Below are 16736 nucleotides of genomic sequence, written 5' to 3'. Positions count from 1 at the left end.
ACACTTTGCCTCAGGCTGTTGCGATTGTCCGATGGCGAGGACGTTAAAGAGGTTGATACAGTCGAGATCCCAGAGGTATTGATAGGTGGAATCAACTCCGGTTGATTAACACGCTTTACACCAACCTGCGTTTTTACGCAGGTTTTTTTTTGCCTGACAGTTCAACCTGTAACAGCAACAGAGAATATTCACACCTGGTTGCACTTCGGCTCATTCCCTTGCGTTTTCCTGCTGGCGAAGCGCAGGGTGAACGGCCAAAATCAAGATCCCAGAGGTATTGATTGGTGAGAATTCTTAGTACGGTTTCGTACTCATCTCTTGCACCAACCTGCGCGGATGCGCAGGTTTTTTTTCGCCTCCACTTTTGCTGTCGCTCCCGTATCACTTCTCGTGTAATCTGCCACCATTTACTATCAACCCTCCACACTGTCTGGCAAAGGGAGTTGAGATGCTATTTGGGTTCTTCCGTACACTATTCCGTATTCTCTTTCGCATCCGCGTTACTGGCGATGCCCAGGCGCTTCGCGGCGAACGCGTTCTTATCACACCAAATCATGTTTCCTTTATAGATGGCATCCTGCTGGCGCTGTTTCTGCCCGTGCGCCCGGTGTTTGCGGTTTATACCTCCATCAGCCAGCAGTGGTACATGCGGTGGCTCACGCCGCTGATTGATTTTGTGCCGCTCGATCCGACAAAGCCGATGATGATTAAGCATCTGGTGCGCCTGGTCGAGCAGGGACGTCCGGTGGTCATTTTCCCGGAAGGGCGTATTTCAGTGACCGGTTCGCTGATGAAAATCTACGACGGCGCGGGGTTTGTCGCGGCGAAATCAAAAGCGACCGTGGTGCCGCTGCGCATTGAAGGCGCAGAGCTGAGCCATTTCAGCCGCCTGAAGGGGCGGGTGAAGCAGCGTCTGTTCCCAAAAATCACGCTGCGCATTCTGCCGCCAACGTCGTTACCGATGCCGGACGCGCCGCGTGCCCGCGATCGCCGTAAAATCGCCGGGGAAATGCTGCACCAGATTATGATGGAAGCGCGCATGGCCGTGCGCCCGCGCGAAACGCTGTACGAATCTCTGCTTTCCGCGCAGCACCGGTATGGCGCGAAGAAAAACTGCATCGAAGACATCAACTTTACCCCGGATACCTATCGTAAACTCCTGACCAAGACCCTGTTTGTGGGCCGCATTCTTGAGAAGTACAGCAAAAAGGGCGAGAAAATTGGCCTGATGCTGCCTAACGCAGGCATCAGCGCGGCGGTGATTTTTGGTGCGGTTTCCCGGGGGCGCATCCCGGCCATGATGAACTACACGGCGGGCGTGAAAGGGCTGACCAGCGCCATCACCGCTGCCCAGATTAATACCGTCTTTACCTCTCGTCAGTTCCTGGATAAAGGCAAGCTCTGGCATCTTCCCGAGCAGCTCACCCAGGTGCGCTGGGTCTTCCTGGAGGATCTGAAAGCGGACGTAACCACCGGCGACAAGCTGTGGATTTTTGCTCACCTGCTGATGCCGCGTCTGGCACAGGTAAAACAGCAGCCGGAAGATGACGCGATTATCCTCTTCACGTCGGGATCGGAGGGCAACCCGAAAGGCGTCGTCCACAGCCACAAGAGCATTCTGGCGAACGTTGAGCAGATTAAAAGCATTGCCGACTTTACCGCGGATGACCGTTTTATGTCGGCGCTGCCGCTGTTCCACTCTTTTGGCCTGACGGTGGGGCTGTTTACGCCGCTGCTGACCGGCGCAGAAGTGTTCCTCTATCCAAGCCCGCTGCATTACCGCATTGTGCCGGAACTGGTGTATGACCGTAACTGTACCGTCCTGTTCGGTACCTCAACGTTCCTCGGCAACTACGCGCGTTTCGCCAATCCGTATGATTTCTATCGCGTGCGGTATGTGGTGGCCGGTGCGGAAAAACTGCAGGAGAGCACGCGTCAGATCTGGCAGGACAAGTTCGGCCTGCGCATTCTCGAAGGTTATGGCGTTACCGAGTGTGCTCCCGTGGTCTCGATTAACGTGCCGATGGCGGCGAAGCCGGGTACGGTGGGCCGAATTCTGCCGGGAATGGATGCGCGTCTGCTGGCCGTGCCGGGCATTGAGGACGGTGGCCGTCTGCAGCTCAAAGGGCCAAACGTGATGAACGGTTATCTGCGCGTGGAAAACCCGGGCGTGCTGGAGGTGCCCACAGCGGAAAACGTCAACGGCGAGGTTGAAACCGGCTGGTACGACACCGGTGATATCGTCCGTTTCGATGAACAAGGCTTTGTTCAGATTCAGGGACGCGCGAAACGCTTCGCCAAAATCGCCGGTGAAATGGTCTCTCTGGAAATGGTTGAGCAGCTTGCGACGGCCGTTTCCGCGGATAAAATTCATGCGACCGTGGTGAAAAGTGATGCCAGCAAAGGCGAGGCGCTGGTGCTGTTTACGACCGACGCTGAGCTTAAGCGCGACAGGCTGCTTAGCTATGCGCGTGAACACGGTATCCCTGAACTGGCAGTGCCGCGCGATATTCGCTTCCTGAAGCAGCTCCCGGTGCTGGGTAGCGGGAAGCCCGATTTCGTGACCCTGAAAGGCATGGTTGAAGAGGCGGAACAGCAAAATGCGTGAGTCAGTACACACTAACACATCGCTCAGGTCGAAAGGCATGATGGCCGTCATCGCCGCACAGTTTCTCTCTGCATTCGGTGATAACGCGCTGCTGTTTGCCACTCTGGCGCTGCTGAAAGCCGAATTTTACCCCGACTGGAGCCAGCCGATCCTGCAGATGGTGTTTGTGGGCGCTTACATTATCTTTGCTCCGTTCGTAGGCCAGGTGGCAGACAGTTTCCCCAAAGGCCGGGTGATGATGTTTGCCAACGGTCTCAAGCTGTTGGGGGCCGCCAGCATTTGCTTTGGCTTCAACCCGTTTATTGGCTATACGCTGGTGGGCATTGGCGCCGCCGCCTACTCCCCGGCGAAGTATGGCATTCTCGGTGAACTGACCACGGGCGATAAGCTGGTGAAAGCCAACGGCCTGATGGAGTCGTCAACCATTGCCGCTATCCTGCTTGGATCCGTCGCGGGCGGCGTACTGGCCGACTGGCATGTCCTGGCGGCACTGGGCGTATGCGCGGCGGTGTATGGCGGAGCGGTCGTGGCGAACCTGTTTATTCCCAAACTGCCGGTGGCTCGCCCGGGGCAATCCTGGCGCTTTAAACCGATGACCGGCAGTTTCTTTACCGCCTGTCGCGTGCTGTGGCGTAACGGTGAAACGCGTTTCTCCCTGATGGGAACCAGTATGTTCTGGGGCGCGGGCGTCACGCTTCGCTTCCTGCTGGTGCTGTGGGTGCCTGTGGCGCTGGGGATTACAGACAACGCGACACCGACCTATCTGAATGCGATGGTGGCCATCGGCATTGTGGTGGGGGCGGGTGCTGCGGCGAAGCTGGTGACGCTCGAGACGGTAGCACGCTGCATGCCCGCAGGGATCCTGATTGGCGTCGTGGTGCTGATTTTCTCGCTGCAACATGCGTTATTGCCCGCCTATGTCCTCCTCATCCTGATTGGTATTCTGGGCGGTTTCTTTGTGGTGCCGCTGAACGCGTTGCTGCAGGAACGTGGCAAGCAGACCGTCGGGGCGGGGAATGCCATCGCGGTACAAAATCTGGGTGAAAACCTGGCGATGCTGTTGATGCTGGGGCTCTACTCGCTGGCGGTAAAAGTGGGAGTGCCAGTGGTGGGGATTGGCGTCGGGTTTGGTGGGCTGTTTGCGCTGGCGATTGCGGGCTTGTGGGTCTGGCAACGTCGGAGCTGATAAATAGCCGGGTGGCGGCTTCGCCTTACCCGGCCTACGTTTGCGCACTTATAGGCCCGGTAAGCTCGCGCCACCGGGCAAAAGCATCAGGCTACGGCGCAGGATACGTATAAACCTGATGCACCGCTTCAATCTCCGCTAACACCTCTTCACTCAGGTTCAGATGGAAACTCTCAATATTGGTTTTCAGCTGTTCCATCGTGGTCGCGCCCAGCAGGGTGCTGGCAACAAACGGCTGACGACGCACGAAGGCCAGCGCCATCTGCGCAGGGTCAAGACCGTGACGCTTTGCGATATCCACATAGGCTGCGACGGCTTTCTGCGTCTGCTCACCGCTGTAGCGGGTAAAGCGGCTAAAGAGGGTATTCCGCGCCCCGGCCGGTTTCGCGCCGTTAAGGTATTTCCCCGTCAGCGTGCCAAAGCCGAGACAGGAATAGGCGAGCAGTTCCACTTCTTCATATTGCGTCACTTCGGCCAGACCCACCTCATAGCTACGGTTAAGCAGGCTGTACGGGTTCTGGATGGTGACGATACGCGGCAGATCGTGTTTATCTGCAAGGTGCAGATAGCGCATTACGCCAAAGGCCGTTTCGTTAGAGACGCCAATGTAGCGGATTTTTCCCGCGCGCTGGCACTCGGTCAGCGCTTCCAGCGTTTCCAGCAGCGTTACGGCGGGGGCGCTCTCATTCCAGCTGTAGCCGAGCTTACCAAAGCAGTTGGTTGGGCGCTGCGGCCAGTGCACCTGATACAGGTCGAGGTAATCGGTTTGCAGGCGCTTCAGGCTGGCGTCCAGTGCGGCGCGGATATTCTTGCGATCGAGGATCTGATTCGGGCGGATCCCGGTATCGTTGTTGCGCGCGGGGCCACTGACTTTTGAGGCAATCACCAGCTTTTCACGGTTGCCGTGTTTTGCCAGCCAGTTACCGACGTAGGTTTCGGTAAGCCCCTGCGTTTCCGGACGTGGAGGAACAGGGTACATCTCCGCGACATCAATCAGGTTAATCCCCTGGCTGACGGCGTAATCGAGTTGTGCATGGGCATCGGCTTCGCTGTTTTGTTCACCAAATGTCATCGTGCCCAACCCCAGTTGGCTTATTTCCAGAGCGCTGTGGGGGATACGGTGATAATGCATAGCCGGCTTCCTCATAAGACATATAGACCGCGTCAGGGCGTGCCCGACAAAGGAATATAAACATGGCAGAGGGGAAGCAAAAGGGGAAGAAAAAAATCAAAAAGGCCAGCAAGCTACTGACCTCTCTCTGATTATCGCTCGATAATTTGCGAGACTTCGTCGCGATTGATCTGCATTTTATTGCCTTCCTGGTCGCGGTAGCTGACCAGACCGGTATCATCGTCGACTTCGGGTTTGCCGTCGGTCAGGATCATTCGACCGTCTTTTGTCGCCATAACGTAATCGCTGCTACAGCCCGATACGGCAAACGCTAAACCGACTGCTGAAACTAACACTGCCCATTTTTTCATCGTTATCGTCCTCATCTGGCGCGTATCAAATCATAATCTAGTATTAACCCGATATGGCGACTTGAGGAAGCGGTAAAATCTTAAAAAGCAGTCGATTATGTTCGAGAGCTCGCAAAATAAGTAAAAAACTATGTTTTTAACAGGAAATGACGTGCCAGGAGTGCGCCGGTGAAATTCTTTTTGAGATAAAAACCGCGTGGCAATGTCAGTATCGGCTCACCCTGCGCGCCGATTGCCTCGGTAAGCGCTTTACTGTTGGCCGCTTTCGGGCGTAGTTGTAATACTTCTCCGTGCCGGGCGGTGATGCGCTCTACCTGCCCAAGAACGATCATGTCCATCAGTTCCTCCCAGTCCAGCCGCAGCTGATGCTCTTCATCGTCGTTCGGGCTCCAGAGCAGCGGCGCGCCAACGCGACGCTCAGCCAGGGGGATCTGTCGCTCTCCTTCAACCGGTACCCACAACACGCGCTTCAGCTTGTGGCGAACGTGGCTGGTTTCCCACGTTACGCCGGTGTTGCCGGTTAATGGCGCAACGCAGACGAAGGTGGTCTCAAGGGGCTTGCCCTGGCTGTCTATGGGGATGGTTTTTAACTCCACGCCAAGTGCTGCAAAATCCTGCTCGGGTTTGCTCCCTGCGCTGGCGCCCAGCCACAGTTCAAGCAGCATGCCGATCCAGCCTTTATCCCGCTTCAGATCCTTCGGGATCTGAAGCCCTGCCATTGCCGCCAGCTCGCCAAGCGAAAAGCCTGCCAGACGCTCTGCCTGCTGTAGCAACTGGCCCTCGCTGGACGGCGGTGAGAGCAAGGGTGTAAGCGGATGCATGAAGGTAACCTTTTGATTAAAAAATAGACGAAGAAATTGTCCCCTGTGGATAGAGTTTAACTATTTCTGTACCAATATTCCATGTGTATGATTTATAGGTTTTTTTATTGGTTTGAAATCGTTTCACCTGAGTCAGAAAACCGGTTGTTCAAATCTGGTCACTGACAATGAACAGGATCTTACACCATGTTATCCACAGAAAAATGGGATAACTGGGCATAACCCTAACTACTGTTTCAATTTACAGCCTTGACGTGCGATGAAAATCGAATTTTCAAACAAATTGTGACTAACTTATTGGCACAATCTGTGGATAAAACCGACGCTGTTCGATCTTTCATCAGCACGACGATCCCTGATGTGACGATCGTCACGCTATTCTGTTTTGTGTTCATTGAAATACATTTAACTCTATGAAAATAATTGTATTATTGAAATCAGGTGAGAGAGGGGACACGGCGGTGTTTTAGGTTGTTCATCGGTAATCAGACACTTCTTCACAACTATATCCACAGAAAAGGTGAATAAAATTCCCTTCACTGACTCTCATCTGTTTATAACTCAGCTCTTATTTGTGAGTTATTCAAATGTTATTAGGTTGCAGCCCTGTAAGAGAGTGGTTTACCGCCTCCCTGTAGTGTGAAACAATCATTCATATATAAGGTTTAGTTTGGGGTAGTCCGGTGATTGATGACGATGGCTACCGCCCGAACGTAGGAATAGTAATTTGTAATCGTCAGGGCCAGGTAATGTGGGCCCGGCGATATGGTCAGCACTCCTGGCAGTTCCCGCAAGGCGGGATCAATCCGGGAGAGTCCCCAGAACAAGCGATGTACCGGGAGCTTTTTGAAGAGGTCGGTTTAAGCCGAAAAGATGTTCGCATCCTGGCTTCGACCCGCAACTGGTTGCGTTACAAGTTACCGAAACGTTTGGTGCGTTGGGACACAAAGCCGGTTTGTATCGGCCAGAAACAGAAGTGGTTTCTGTTGCAGTTGGTGGGCAACGATTCAGACATCAATATGCAAACCAGCAGTACGCCGGAGTTCGATGGCTGGCGCTGGGTGAGCTATTGGTATCCTGTTCGTCAGGTCGTGTCATTTAAACGCGATGTTTACCGTAGGGTGATGAAAGAGTTTGCAAGTGTGGTAATGCAGCTTCAGGAGATCCCGCCTAAGCCGCAGAGCGCACCTGCATGGCGACGTAAAAGAGGTTAAGCTACGCAAATCATGCTCACCCGCTTGCGAGAAATAGTCGAGAAGGTGGCCAGTGCTCCGCGTCTGAACGAGGCGCTGAATATTCTGGTCACTGACATCTGTCTTGCGATGGAGACCGAGGTCTGTTCGGTGTATCTGGCCGACCACGATCGGCGCTGCTATTACCTGATGGCGACCCGTGGTTTGAAAAAACCACGTGGACGCACCGTAACGCTCGCATTTGATGAAGGTATCGTGGGTCTGGTTGGTCGGCTGGCTGAACCCATCAACCTTGCTGACGCGCAAAAACACCCCAGCTTTAAATACATCCCTTCCGTAAAAGAAGAGCGCTTCCGCGCTTTCCTTGGCGTGCCGATTATCCAGCGCCGCCAACTGCTCGGCGTGCTGGTCGTCCAGCAGCGCGAACTACGTCAGTACGATGAAAGCGAAGAGTCTTTCCTCGTCACGCTGGCCACGCAGATGGCGGCGATCCTCTCCCAGTCTCAGCTTGCCGCGCTTTTTGGTCAGTATCGCCATACGCGCATTCGTGCCCTTCCGGCCTCGCCAGGCGTGGCGATAGCGGAAGGCTGGATGGACGCCACCCTGCCGCTAATGGAGCAGGTTTACGAAGCCTCAACGCTTGATGAAGCGCTTGAGCGCGAGCGTCTTACCGCCGCGCTGGAAGAGGCGGCGAATGAATTTCGGCGTTACAGCAAGCGCTTTGCCGCAGGCGCGCAAAAAGAGACGGCGGCCATCTTCGACCTCTATTCGCACCTGCTCTCCGATGCGCGTCTGCGTCGTGAGCTTTTTGCGGAAGTGGATAAAGGCTCGGTCGCGGAGTGGGCGGTTAAGAAGGTAATCGAAAAATTTGCCGACCAATTTGCGGCACTGACCGACGGTTACCTGAAAGAGCGGGCTGGAGATCTTCGGGCCCTCGGACAACGTCTGCTGTTCCATCTCGATGACACCATTCAGGGACCGAATGCCTGGCCAAAACGGTTTGTTCTGGTCGCCGATGAACTCTCGGCAACGACACTGGCTGAACTGCCTCAGGACAGGCTGGCCGGTGTAGTGGTGCGCGATGGTGCAGCCAACTCACACGCCGCAATTATGGTGCGCGCGCTGGGTATTCCAACCGTTATGGGAGCGGATATCCAGCCGTCGGTTCTGCACCGCCGTACGCTAGTGGTTGACGGCTATCGCGGTGAGCTGCTTGTCGATCCTGAGCCAGTTCTGCTCCAGGAATACCAGCGTCTTATCAGCGAAGAGAATGAATTAAGCAAGCTGGCGGAAGATGACGTTAACCTCCCCGCACAGCTGAAGAGCGGTGAGCGGATCAAAGTCATGCTCAACGCCGGTTTAAGCCCTGAGCATGAAGAAAAACTTGGCAGCCGCATCGACGGTATTGGCCTGTACCGTACTGAAATTCCGTTTATGCTGCAGAGCGGTTTCCCCTCCGAAGAGGAGCAGGTGGCGCAGTATCAGGGGATGCTGCAGATGTTTAACGACAAACCTGTCACCCTGCGAACCCTGGATGTCGGGGCGGATAAACAGCTGCCCTATATGCCAATCAGCGAAGAAAACCCGTGCCTGGGCTGGCGTGGGATCCGCATTACGCTCGATCAGCCGGAGATCTTCCTGATCCAGGTGCGTGCGATGCTGCGCGCCAACGCGGCGACGGGCAATCTCAGCATCTTACTGCCAATGGTCACCAGCATTGATGAGATCGACGAGTCCCGGCGACTGATCGAACGTGCTGGCCGTGAAGTGGAAGAGATGATCGGCTATGCGATCCCGAAACCACGGATCGGGGTGATGCTTGAAGTGCCGTCTATGGTCTTTATGCTGCCGCAGCTGGCAAACCGTGTTGATTTTATCTCTGTCGGCACGAACGACCTAACGCAATATATCCTGGCCGTCGACCGTAACAATACCCGCGTCGCCAGTATCTACGACAGCCTCCATCCGGCGATCATTCGCGCGTTGGCGATGATCGCCCGTGAAGCGGAACAATACGGCATTGATTTACGCCTGTGCGGTGAAATGGCGGGGGATTCAATGTGTGTTGCAATCCTGATTGGTTTGGGATTCCGCCATCTGTCGATGAACGGTCGCGCCGTCGCTCGCGTGAAATACCTGCTGCGGCATATCGACATCAATGATGCCCGCGAGCTGGCTGAGCGTAGCCTTGAGGCGCAGCTGGCAGTTGAGGTTCGTCATCAGGTCGCGGCGTTTATGGAACGACGCGGTATGGGCGGCCTGATCCGCGGTGGCCGCTAACCGTCTTTCGCCCTCTCCCTGTGGGGGGAGGGCTCCAGTACGCATAAAACCCTATACACATCTTTTACATCTCTGGCGCATCCTCCGCGCCCGCCTTGTGCTATGATTCGCAACTTTGGAGCCTCTGCTTACAGCAGAATCGCATTTCTACCGCTGTCCACTTTCAGCGGAATAACAACATCTTGTGGTGACAGATGAACAGTGGTTATCTGCATTTTCCGGAATTTGATCCGGTCATTTTCTCAGTAGGACCTGTTTCGCTTCACTGGTACGGTCTGATGTACCTGGTGGGCTTCATTTTTGCCATGTGGCTCGCTGGCCGTCGCGCCAGCCGTCCGGGCAGCGGCTGGACTAAAAACGAAGTTGAAAACCTGCTATATGCGGGCTTCCTCGGCGTGTTCCTCGGTGGCCGTATTGGGTATGTGCTGTTCTATAACTTCCCGGTATTCCTGAATGATCCTCTCTATCTGTTCCGCGTCTGGGACGGCGGCATGTCCTTCCACGGCGGCCTGATTGGGGTGATCCTGGTGATGGTGATTTTTGCCAAACGCACCAAACGCAACTTCTTCCAGGTTTCAGATTTTATCGCACCGCTGATCCCGTTTGGTCTCGGCGCTGGCCGTCTGGGCAACTTTATCAACGGTGAGCTGTGGGGCCGCGTCGATCCGAGCGTGCCGTATACGATGCTCTTCCCGGGCTCTCGCGCAGAAGATATCGCGCTGCTGCCATCACATCCGGAGTGGCAGTCCATTTTCGATACCTACGGCGTGCTGCCGCGCCATATGTCTCAGCTGTACGAGCTGGCGCTGGAAGGTGTTGTGCTGTTTATCATCCTTAACCTGTTTATTCGCAAACCGCGTCCGATGGGTGCTGTCTCCGGCCTGTTCCTGATCGGCTACGGCGCATTCCGTATTATCGTCGAGTTCTTCCGTCAGCCAGACGCACAGTTTACCGGCGAGTGGGTACAGTACATCAGCATGGGGCAGATCCTCTCCATTCCGATGATTGTCGCGGGTGCCATTATGATGATTTGGGCGTATCGTCGTCGTCCACAGCAACAAATTTCCTGAGGAACCATGAAACAGTATCTTGAATTGATGAAAAAAGTGCTCGATGAGGGCACGCCGAAAAACGACCGCACCGGTACCGGTACGCTCTCCATTTTTGGCCACCAGATGCGCTTCAATCTGCAAGAAGGCTTCCCGCTGGTGACGACAAAGCGCTGCCACCTGCGCTCGATCATTCATGAACTGCTCTGGTTCCTGCAAGGCGATACCAACGTTGCGTATCTGCACGAAAATAACGTCTCAATCTGGGACGAGTGGGCAGATGAAAACGGCAACCTGGGCCCGGTTTACGGCAAGCAGTGGCGCGCATGGCCAACGCCTGATGGCCGCCATATTGACCAGATCACCACCGTGATGAACCAGCTGAAAAACGACCCGGACTCGCGCCGAATCATCGTTTCCGCCTGGAACGTCGGCGAGCTGGATAAAATGGCGCTGGCACCGTGCCACGCGTTCTTCCAGTTCTATGTGGCGGATGGAAAGCTTTCCTGTCAGCTCTACCAGCGCTCCTGTGACGTATTCCTCGGCCTGCCGTTTAACATTGCCAGCTATGCGCTGTTAGTCCACATGATGGCGCAGCAGTGCGACCTGGAAGTGGGTGATTTCGTCTGGACCGGTGGGGACACCCATCTTTACAGTAACCATATGGAACAGACACATCTCCAGCTGACCCGCGAACCGCGTGCGCTGCCGAAGCTGATTATCAAACGCAAACCGGCATCAATCTTCGACTACCGCTTTGATGATTTCGAGATTGAGGGTTACGACCCGCACCCTGGCATCAAAGCGCCCGTCGCTATCTGATGCGATAAAGCGTGACACAACCGGTGCTGTTTAGCGCCGGTTTTTTTTGCCTTTATCCCGTTTCCCGAGTCGTTATCCACAAAGCGTGCAACGCGCTGCAACTCTCCCAATTCTCCGGATAACGCCTCGTAAAAAGAGGATCCGTCGCTCGTCATCTTCACGGCGCTTCGCCACACTCCCGGTATGAAAAAAGAGAACGGTTTTACGCTTATCGAAACGCTGGTCGCGATTTCACTTGTCGTTATCCTCAGCGCCTCAGGTCTGTACGGCTGGGACAGCTGGCAACAGCAGCAGCGGCTGTGGCAAACCGCCAGCCAGGTGCGAGATTACCTGCTGTTTCTTCGCAACCATGCCAACCGTCACAACCGCGACCATCAAATTACCCGTCAGCAGGTGGGGGGTCGGGACTGTCTGGCGAGCTCTGCCGTGCAGGGCTGTGAGAAGGGCAGTCCCTTTGTACTGATTCCTCTCTGGCCTGAGGTCGAGGTCAGTGAAGTAACGCCGTCGCTGGCGTTCTATGGATTAAGGGATACGGCATGGGCGGGGCGGATACGCGTTCAAAGCCGTGCCGGAGAATGGCTGATTGTTGTCTCAAATGGAGGACGCATCAGGATGTGTAAGGTCTCTGAGGGAGGTTCATGTTGATGAGGCAGCGTGGTTTCTCACTGACTGAAGTTCTGATTGCCACGGCGATTAGCAGCCTTTTGCTGATAAGCGCATCGCGTTTTTTACCCGCATTGCAGCGGGCGGTTTTACTGCAATCCGGCCAGAGAGAGCTGGAGGAAGAGGTATGGCAGCACCTGTTTGCCCTGGGCAAGCAGCTTCAGCGTGCGGGGTACTGCGCGGGAAACTGTCAGGGACAGGCGCTGGTGATCGCGAGGCTTGGAGGCTGCGTCATTGTGCAGTGGGATGCCAACAGTAACGGCAACTGGGATAACACGGCATCAGAAAATGACAGCACCGGTTTTCGTCTGGAGTCGGGCGCGCTGGAAACCCTGCGTGGCGCGACGTCGTGTGAAGGAAAAGGATGGGAAAAGCTCACCGACCCGGACAGGCTTACGATCGTGCATTTTGTGGTGAGAAAAGTGGAACATACCGGTTTTGCGCCAGAGGTGAATATCGAACTGGCCGCGATGCGTAAAGGCGAGCAGGGGGAGCCCTGGGAGGCTTCGTATACGGTCACGGGGTACAACCTGTGAATCGTCAACGCGGAATGTCTTCGCTGGCGCTGGTTCTGCTTTTACTGGTGCTCGGTACCCTGATCCTGACGGGTCTCAATCAGCAGCTTACAATGTTTAGCGCGCTCGTCGGCGGCGAAAGCCGCTCGCTTCAGCAGCAGGCGACGGTACAGTCCGCGCTTGAGTGGGGGCGGGTTCAGAGCTGGTCGTCAGAGCCACAGGTTCAGTGCAAAAAGACATCGGCGTGGCGAGTGTGTTTGCGCCAGCTGAGTGAGGCGCGAGTGCTACTGATTGCCGGAGACAGTGGCCTGCTGCTCTGGCGCGCAGGAGAGATTGTCGACGGGAAAATTCGCTTTTCGCCTCACGGCTGGAGTGATTTTTGTCCCCTTAAGGAGAGCGCGTTATGTCAGCTGCCATGAACAGAGAAAAAGGGTTTAGCATGGTGGAGGTCCTGCTGGCGATGATGCTGCTGGTGATCGTCGTGACGGCTCTCTCGGGTTATCAACGGGCGCTGGCGGCGCGGTTTAGCGTGTTTAACCAGTATCGCCAGCTCTGGCACCATGCCTGGAATCAGTCTCAGCTCTCAACAAATGTTCTCCCTGCAGGCTGGCAGGCCAGTCGGGGGCAGACAACGCACGCAGGATGTGTCAGCATCACGGTTACACTTATTTCTCCTCTGGGGCGGCGCGGTGAGATGACGCGTCTGCATTGCCCGGTTAGCCAGTAGTCGGGAGCGTCTATGTTAAGGGTCTACCACTCAAATCGTCTGGATGTGCTGGAAGCACTGATGGAATTTATCGTTGAGCGCGAGCGGCTTGACGATCCTTTTGAGCCCGAAATGGTGCTGGTGCAGAGCACCGGTATGGCGCAGTGGCTGCAAATGTCGCTTTCCCGTAAATTTGGCATAGCCGCGAACATTGATTTCCCGCTGCCCGCGAGCTTTATCTGGGACATGTTCGTTCGCGTGTTGCCGGACATCCCGGAGCAGAGCGCTTTCAACAAGCAGAGCATGAGCTGGAAGCTGATGGCGCTGCTGCCGGACATGCTGCAGCGCGATGAATTCGCCATGCTGCGCCACTACCTCAATGACGATACCGATAAGCGCAAGCTGTTCCAGCTGGCATCGCGCACTGCCGATCTCTACGACCAATACCTTGTTTACCGTTCTGACTGGCTAATTCGTTGGGAAGCGGGCGAGTTGATTGAAGGGCTGCCGGAGGCGCAAATATGGCAGGCACCGCTGTGGAAAGCGCTGGTAGAGTATACGGAGAAACTTGGCCAGCCAAAGTGGCACCGTGCCAATCTTTACGATCGGTTTATCTCGATACTTGAAAATGCGTCGGAGCGCCCGGCCCGACTGCCGTCACGCGTCTTTATCTGCGGGATATCCGCATTACCCCCTGTCTACCTGAAGGCGTTACATGCGCTGGGTAAGCATATTGATATCCATATTTTGTTTACCAACCCCTGCCGACAATACTGGGGGGATATCCTCGACGAACGTTGGCTTGCCCGGCTGGTTACCCGACAAAGAAAACGCCTTTTTGAAGAACGTGCCGTCCCGCTGTTTAAAGACGGCTCGACTGCCGGGCAGCTTTTCGATGAAGACGGTATCCAGAACCTGCCCAATCCGCTGCTTGCCTCATGGGGGAAGCTGGGGCGGGACTATATTCACATGCTTTCAGACATCACTTCATCAGGTGAAGGCGACGTGGATGCCTTTGTCGAGATTGCCCCCGATAGCCTGCTTCATCATATTCAGCTGGATATTCTGGATCTGGAAAACCGTGCCGTGATGGGCGTGACGGCGAAAGAGTTCGAACGCAGTGACAGCAAGCGGAAGCTGGACGCTGACGATCGCAGCATTACGATCCATGTTTGCCATAGCCCACAGCGTGAGGTCGAAGTGCTTCACGACCAGTTGCTGGCGATGCTGCAGGACGATCCCGAACTGACACCACGCGATATTGTGGTGATGGTGGCGGATATCGACAGCTACAGTCCCTTTATTCAGGCCGTCTTTGGCAGTGCGACGGGCGAGCGATATCTGCCTTACGCTATCTCTGACCGTCGTGCCCGCCAGTCGCATCCGGCACTGCAGGCATTTATCACCCTGCTTTCACTGCCGGATAGCCGCTTTATCTCCGAAGATGTCCTGGCGTTACTGGATGTTCCCGTGCTGGCTGCACGCTTTAACATCAATGAAGAGGGCCTGCGCTACCTTCGCCAGTGGGTGAATGAGTCTGGCGTTCGCTGGGGGATCGATGACGATAACGTTCAGGAGTTCGAACTTCCTCCAACCGGACAGCACACGTGGCGATTTGGCCTGACGCGCATGCTGCTGGGCTACGCCATGGAGAGCAGCCAGGGCGAGTGGAACGAGGTGCTGCCTTACGATGAGTCCAGCGGGTTAATTGCTGAACTGGTGGGGCATTTAGCGTCGCTCCTGATGCAGCTTAACCGCTGGCGACACGAGCTGCTGCAGCCGCGTCCGCTTGACGCGTGGCTTCCAGTTTGCAGGGCGTTGCTTAATGATTTCTTCCTGCCAGATAGTGACACCGAAGCGGCGATGGCGCTCATTGAAACCCAGTGGCAGGCTATCATCGACGAAGGCGTGAACTCCCACTATCAGGAGGCTATCCCGCTGTCGCTGTTGAGGGATGAGCTGACGCAGCGACTTGACCAGGAGCGAATAAGCCAGCGTTTCCTGGCAGGCCCCATCAACATCTGCACCCTGATGCCAATGCGCTCTATCCCGTTTAAAGTGGTCTGTCTGCTTGGCATGAACGACGGTGTTTATCCGCGCGCGCTGGCGCCGCTGGGGTTCGATTTGATGAGCGCAAATCCAAAACGGGGCGACCGTAGCCGCCGTGATGATGACCGCTACCTCTTCCTTGAGGCGCTCATTTCTGCCCAGAATAAGCTCTATATCAGCTATATCGGCCGTTCCATTCAGGACAACAGCGAGCGTTTCCCCTCCGTTCTGGTGCAGGAGCTGGTGGACTATATCGGGCAGAGCCACTACCTGCCGGGGGATGAAGAGCGCAACTGCGATGAAACCGAGCAGAGGGTGAAAGCCCATATCACCTGTTTCCACAGCCGCATGCCGTTTGACCCGGTGAACTACACGGTCAGCGAGCGCCAGAGCTATGCGCAGGAGTGGTTACCAGCGGCGAAAAGGGAGGGGAATGCGCATACCGATTTCATTCAGGAACTTGACCCGCGCCCAATCGACACTCTGACCTTCGAACAGCTTCAGCGGTTTTGGGCGCATCCGGTGCGGGCCTTCTTCCAGCAGCGACTGCAGGTCAACTTCCGTTCTGAAGAGAGCGAAATTCCGGATGCAGAGCCTTTTACGCTGGAAGGGCTGGAGCGCTATCAGTTAAACCTGCAGCTGCTGAATGCGCTGGTTGAAGAGGAAGATGCTGACAAACTTTACCGCCGCTATCGTGCTGCAGGGCAGTTGCCCTATGGGGCGTTCGGGGAAATTGTCTGGGAGACGCAGTGTCAGGAGATGACCGCCCTGGCGGAGCGCGTGAGAGCGTGTCGGCAGCCGGGCAAAAGTATTGAAATCGATCTCAACTGCAATGGCGTAGAGCTCACGGGCTGGTTAACCCAGGTTCAGCCGGACGGGCTGCTGCGCTGGCGGCCCTCTATGCTGAGCGTTTCACAGGGGGTGCAACTCTGGCTGGAACATCTTGTCTACAGTGCGGGTGGTCATAAAGGTGAAAGCCGGATTTTCGTGCGTAAAGAGGGCGAATGGCGCTTCCCGCCGATGGAGCCTGAACAGGCGTTACGGTATCTGTCTTTGTACATTGAGGGCTACCGTCAGGGAATGAACAAACCGCTCCTGTTACTGCCGGAAAGTGGCGGTGCGTGGATAAAAGCCTGTTATGACGCGCAGAATGATGCGATGTTAACGGATGAGTCTTCGCTGCAGAAAGCACGCAGTAAATTTATGCAGGCCTACGAAGGTAATATGATGGTGCGTGGCGAAGGTGAAGATGTCTGGTATCAGCGCTTATGGCGAACCCTTGAGCCAGAGTACTTCGAGGCTATCACGGAAGAGGCGCAGCGCTACCTGCTGCCGTTGTTTAAATTTAATCAGTCCTGAGAG

Annotated in this window: 14 protein-coding genes; 11 read left to right on the top strand and 3 right to left on the bottom strand. The window is 55.5% G+C overall.

Annotation, left to right across the window (positions count from 1 at the left end):
• Positions 1 to 448 precede the first annotated feature (448 nt).
• A complete protein-coding gene (aas, locus tag V1566_RS21785; RefSeq protein ID WP_395304606.1) occupies positions 449 to 2608 on the top strand; it encodes a bifunctional acyl-ACP--phospholipid O-acyltransferase/long-chain-fatty-acid--ACP ligase in 2160 nt (719 codons plus the stop codon).
• Positions 2601 to 3794 carry a lysophospholipid transporter LplT gene (gene lplT, locus V1566_RS21780; RefSeq protein WP_395304605.1) on the top strand — a complete coding sequence of 398 codons (1194 nt, stop codon included), beginning with the start codon at positions 2601 to 2603 and terminating at the stop codon, positions 3792 to 3794. The genes aas and lplT overlap by 8 nt, the downstream gene beginning before the upstream one ends.
• Before the next feature lie 91 nt (positions 3795 to 3885).
• Here the strand turns inward: lplT and V1566_RS21775 are convergent, their stop codons facing one another.
• The 3 genes from V1566_RS21775 to mutH all read right to left on the bottom strand — a co-directional run bounded on the left by V1566_RS21775 (position 3886) and on the right by mutH (position 6097).
• A complete protein-coding gene (locus V1566_RS21775; RefSeq protein WP_038417288.1) occupies positions 3886 to 4926 on the bottom strand; it encodes an NADP(H)-dependent aldo-keto reductase in 1041 nt (346 codons plus the stop codon).
• Between the two features lie 131 nt (positions 4927 to 5057).
• Positions 5058 to 5276: a YgdI/YgdR family lipoprotein gene (locus tag V1566_RS21770; RefSeq protein ID WP_008499668.1), complete on the bottom strand. Its 219-nt coding sequence runs from the start codon at positions 5274 to 5276 to the stop codon at positions 5058 to 5060.
• 128 nt (positions 5277 to 5404) lie between these two features.
• Positions 5405 to 6097: a DNA mismatch repair endonuclease MutH gene (gene mutH, locus V1566_RS21765; protein ID WP_395304604.1), complete on the bottom strand. Its 693-nt coding sequence runs from the start codon at positions 6095 to 6097 to the stop codon at positions 5405 to 5407.
• 683 nt (positions 6098 to 6780) lie between these two features.
• On the opposite strand from mutH, the gene rppH reads away from it, so the two are divergent.
• From rppH to recC, 9 genes are all read left to right on the top strand, one after another.
• Positions 6781 to 7311: an RNA pyrophosphohydrolase gene (rppH, locus tag V1566_RS21760; RefSeq protein WP_013098553.1), complete on the top strand. Its 531-nt coding sequence runs from the start codon at positions 6781 to 6783 to the stop codon at positions 7309 to 7311.
• A gap of 12 nt (positions 7312 to 7323) precedes the next feature.
• Positions 7324 to 9570 (top strand): phosphoenolpyruvate--protein phosphotransferase, encoded by a 2247-nt coding sequence (ptsP, locus tag V1566_RS21755; protein ID WP_395304603.1) that lies wholly within the window; start codon positions 7324 to 7326, stop codon positions 9568 to 9570.
• Positions 9571 to 9764: 194 nt separating this feature from the next.
• The gene (gene lgt / locus V1566_RS21750; protein ID WP_023309046.1) at positions 9765 to 10640 is read left to right on the top strand and encodes a prolipoprotein diacylglyceryl transferase; all 876 of its coding nucleotides are present in this window, start codon (positions 9765 to 9767) and stop codon (positions 10638 to 10640) included.
• 6 nt (positions 10641 to 10646) lie between these two features.
• Positions 10647 to 11441 carry a thymidylate synthase gene (gene thyA / locus V1566_RS21745; protein ID WP_014885081.1) on the top strand — a complete coding sequence of 265 codons (795 nt, stop codon included), beginning with the start codon at positions 10647 to 10649 and terminating at the stop codon, positions 11439 to 11441.
• A gap of 183 nt (positions 11442 to 11624) precedes the next feature.
• Complete coding sequence (locus tag V1566_RS21740; RefSeq protein WP_395304602.1) at positions 11625 to 12086, top strand: prepilin peptidase-dependent protein; 462 nt, start codon at positions 11625 to 11627, stop codon at positions 12084 to 12086.
• Positions 12080 to 12640, top strand: a complete 561-nt coding sequence (locus V1566_RS21735; RefSeq protein WP_395304601.1) for a prepilin peptidase-dependent protein — start codon at positions 12080 to 12082, stop codon at positions 12638 to 12640. The genes V1566_RS21740 and V1566_RS21735 overlap by 7 nt, the downstream gene beginning before the upstream one ends.
• The gene (locus V1566_RS21730) at positions 12637 to 13038 is read left to right on the top strand and encodes a DUF2509 family protein (protein WP_395304600.1); all 402 of its coding nucleotides are present in this window, start codon (positions 12637 to 12639) and stop codon (positions 13036 to 13038) included. Before V1566_RS21735 ends, V1566_RS21730 begins: the two co-directional genes overlap by 4 nt.
• Positions 13023 to 13346: a prepilin-type N-terminal cleavage/methylation domain-containing protein gene (locus V1566_RS21725; RefSeq protein WP_395304599.1), complete on the top strand. Its 324-nt coding sequence runs from the start codon at positions 13023 to 13025 to the stop codon at positions 13344 to 13346. Before V1566_RS21730 ends, V1566_RS21725 begins: the two co-directional genes overlap by 16 nt.
• A 12-nt stretch (positions 13347 to 13358) precedes the next feature.
• The gene (gene recC, locus V1566_RS21720) at positions 13359 to 16733 is read left to right on the top strand and encodes an exodeoxyribonuclease V subunit gamma (RefSeq protein ID WP_395304598.1); all 3375 of its coding nucleotides are present in this window, start codon (positions 13359 to 13361) and stop codon (positions 16731 to 16733) included.
• Positions 16734 to 16736 lie beyond the last annotated feature (3 nt).

It is taken from the genome of Enterobacter sp. ECC-019, assembly GCF_043974075.1.
Classification (GTDB): Bacteria; Pseudomonadota; Gammaproteobacteria; order Enterobacterales; family Enterobacteriaceae; genus Enterobacter; species Enterobacter asburiae_D.
The sequence above is the reverse complement of the archived record's forward strand: the minus strand, read 5'-3'. Positions and strand labels throughout refer to the sequence as shown.

Bases quoted from the DNA above. Each gene is read 5' to 3' on its own strand.
- mutH (WP_395304604.1), bottom strand. From the start codon at position 6,097: ATGCATCCGCTTACACCCTTGCTCTCACCGCCGTCCAGCGAGGGCCAG.
- ptsP (WP_395304603.1), top strand. From the start codon at position 7,324: ATGCTCACCCGCTTGCGAGAAATAGTCGAGAAGGTGGCCAGTGCTCCG.
- recC (WP_395304598.1), top strand. From the start codon at position 13,359: ATGTTAAGGGTCTACCACTCAAATCGTCTGGATGTGCTGGAAGCACTG.
- V1566_RS21725 (WP_395304599.1), top strand. From the start codon at position 13,023: ATGTCAGCTGCCATGAACAGAGAAAAAGGGTTTAGCATGGTGGAGGTC.
- lgt (WP_023309046.1), top strand. From the start codon at position 9,765: ATGAACAGTGGTTATCTGCATTTTCCGGAATTTGATCCGGTCATTTTC.
- V1566_RS21740 (WP_395304602.1), top strand. From the start codon at position 11,625: ATGAAAAAAGAGAACGGTTTTACGCTTATCGAAACGCTGGTCGCGATT.
- thyA (WP_014885081.1), top strand. From the start codon at position 10,647: ATGAAACAGTATCTTGAATTGATGAAAAAAGTGCTCGATGAGGGCACG.
- aas (WP_395304606.1), top strand. From the start codon at position 449: ATGCTATTTGGGTTCTTCCGTACACTATTCCGTATTCTCTTTCGCATC.
- V1566_RS21770 (WP_008499668.1), bottom strand. From the start codon at position 5,276: ATGAAAAAATGGGCAGTGTTAGTTTCAGCAGTCGGTTTAGCGTTTGCC.
- lplT (WP_395304605.1), top strand. From the start codon at position 2,601: ATGCGTGAGTCAGTACACACTAACACATCGCTCAGGTCGAAAGGCATG.
- V1566_RS21735 (WP_395304601.1), top strand. From the start codon at position 12,080: ATGTTGATGAGGCAGCGTGGTTTCTCACTGACTGAAGTTCTGATTGCC.
- V1566_RS21775 (WP_038417288.1), bottom strand. From the start codon at position 4,926: ATGCATTATCACCGTATCCCCCACAGCGCTCTGGAAATAAGCCAACTG.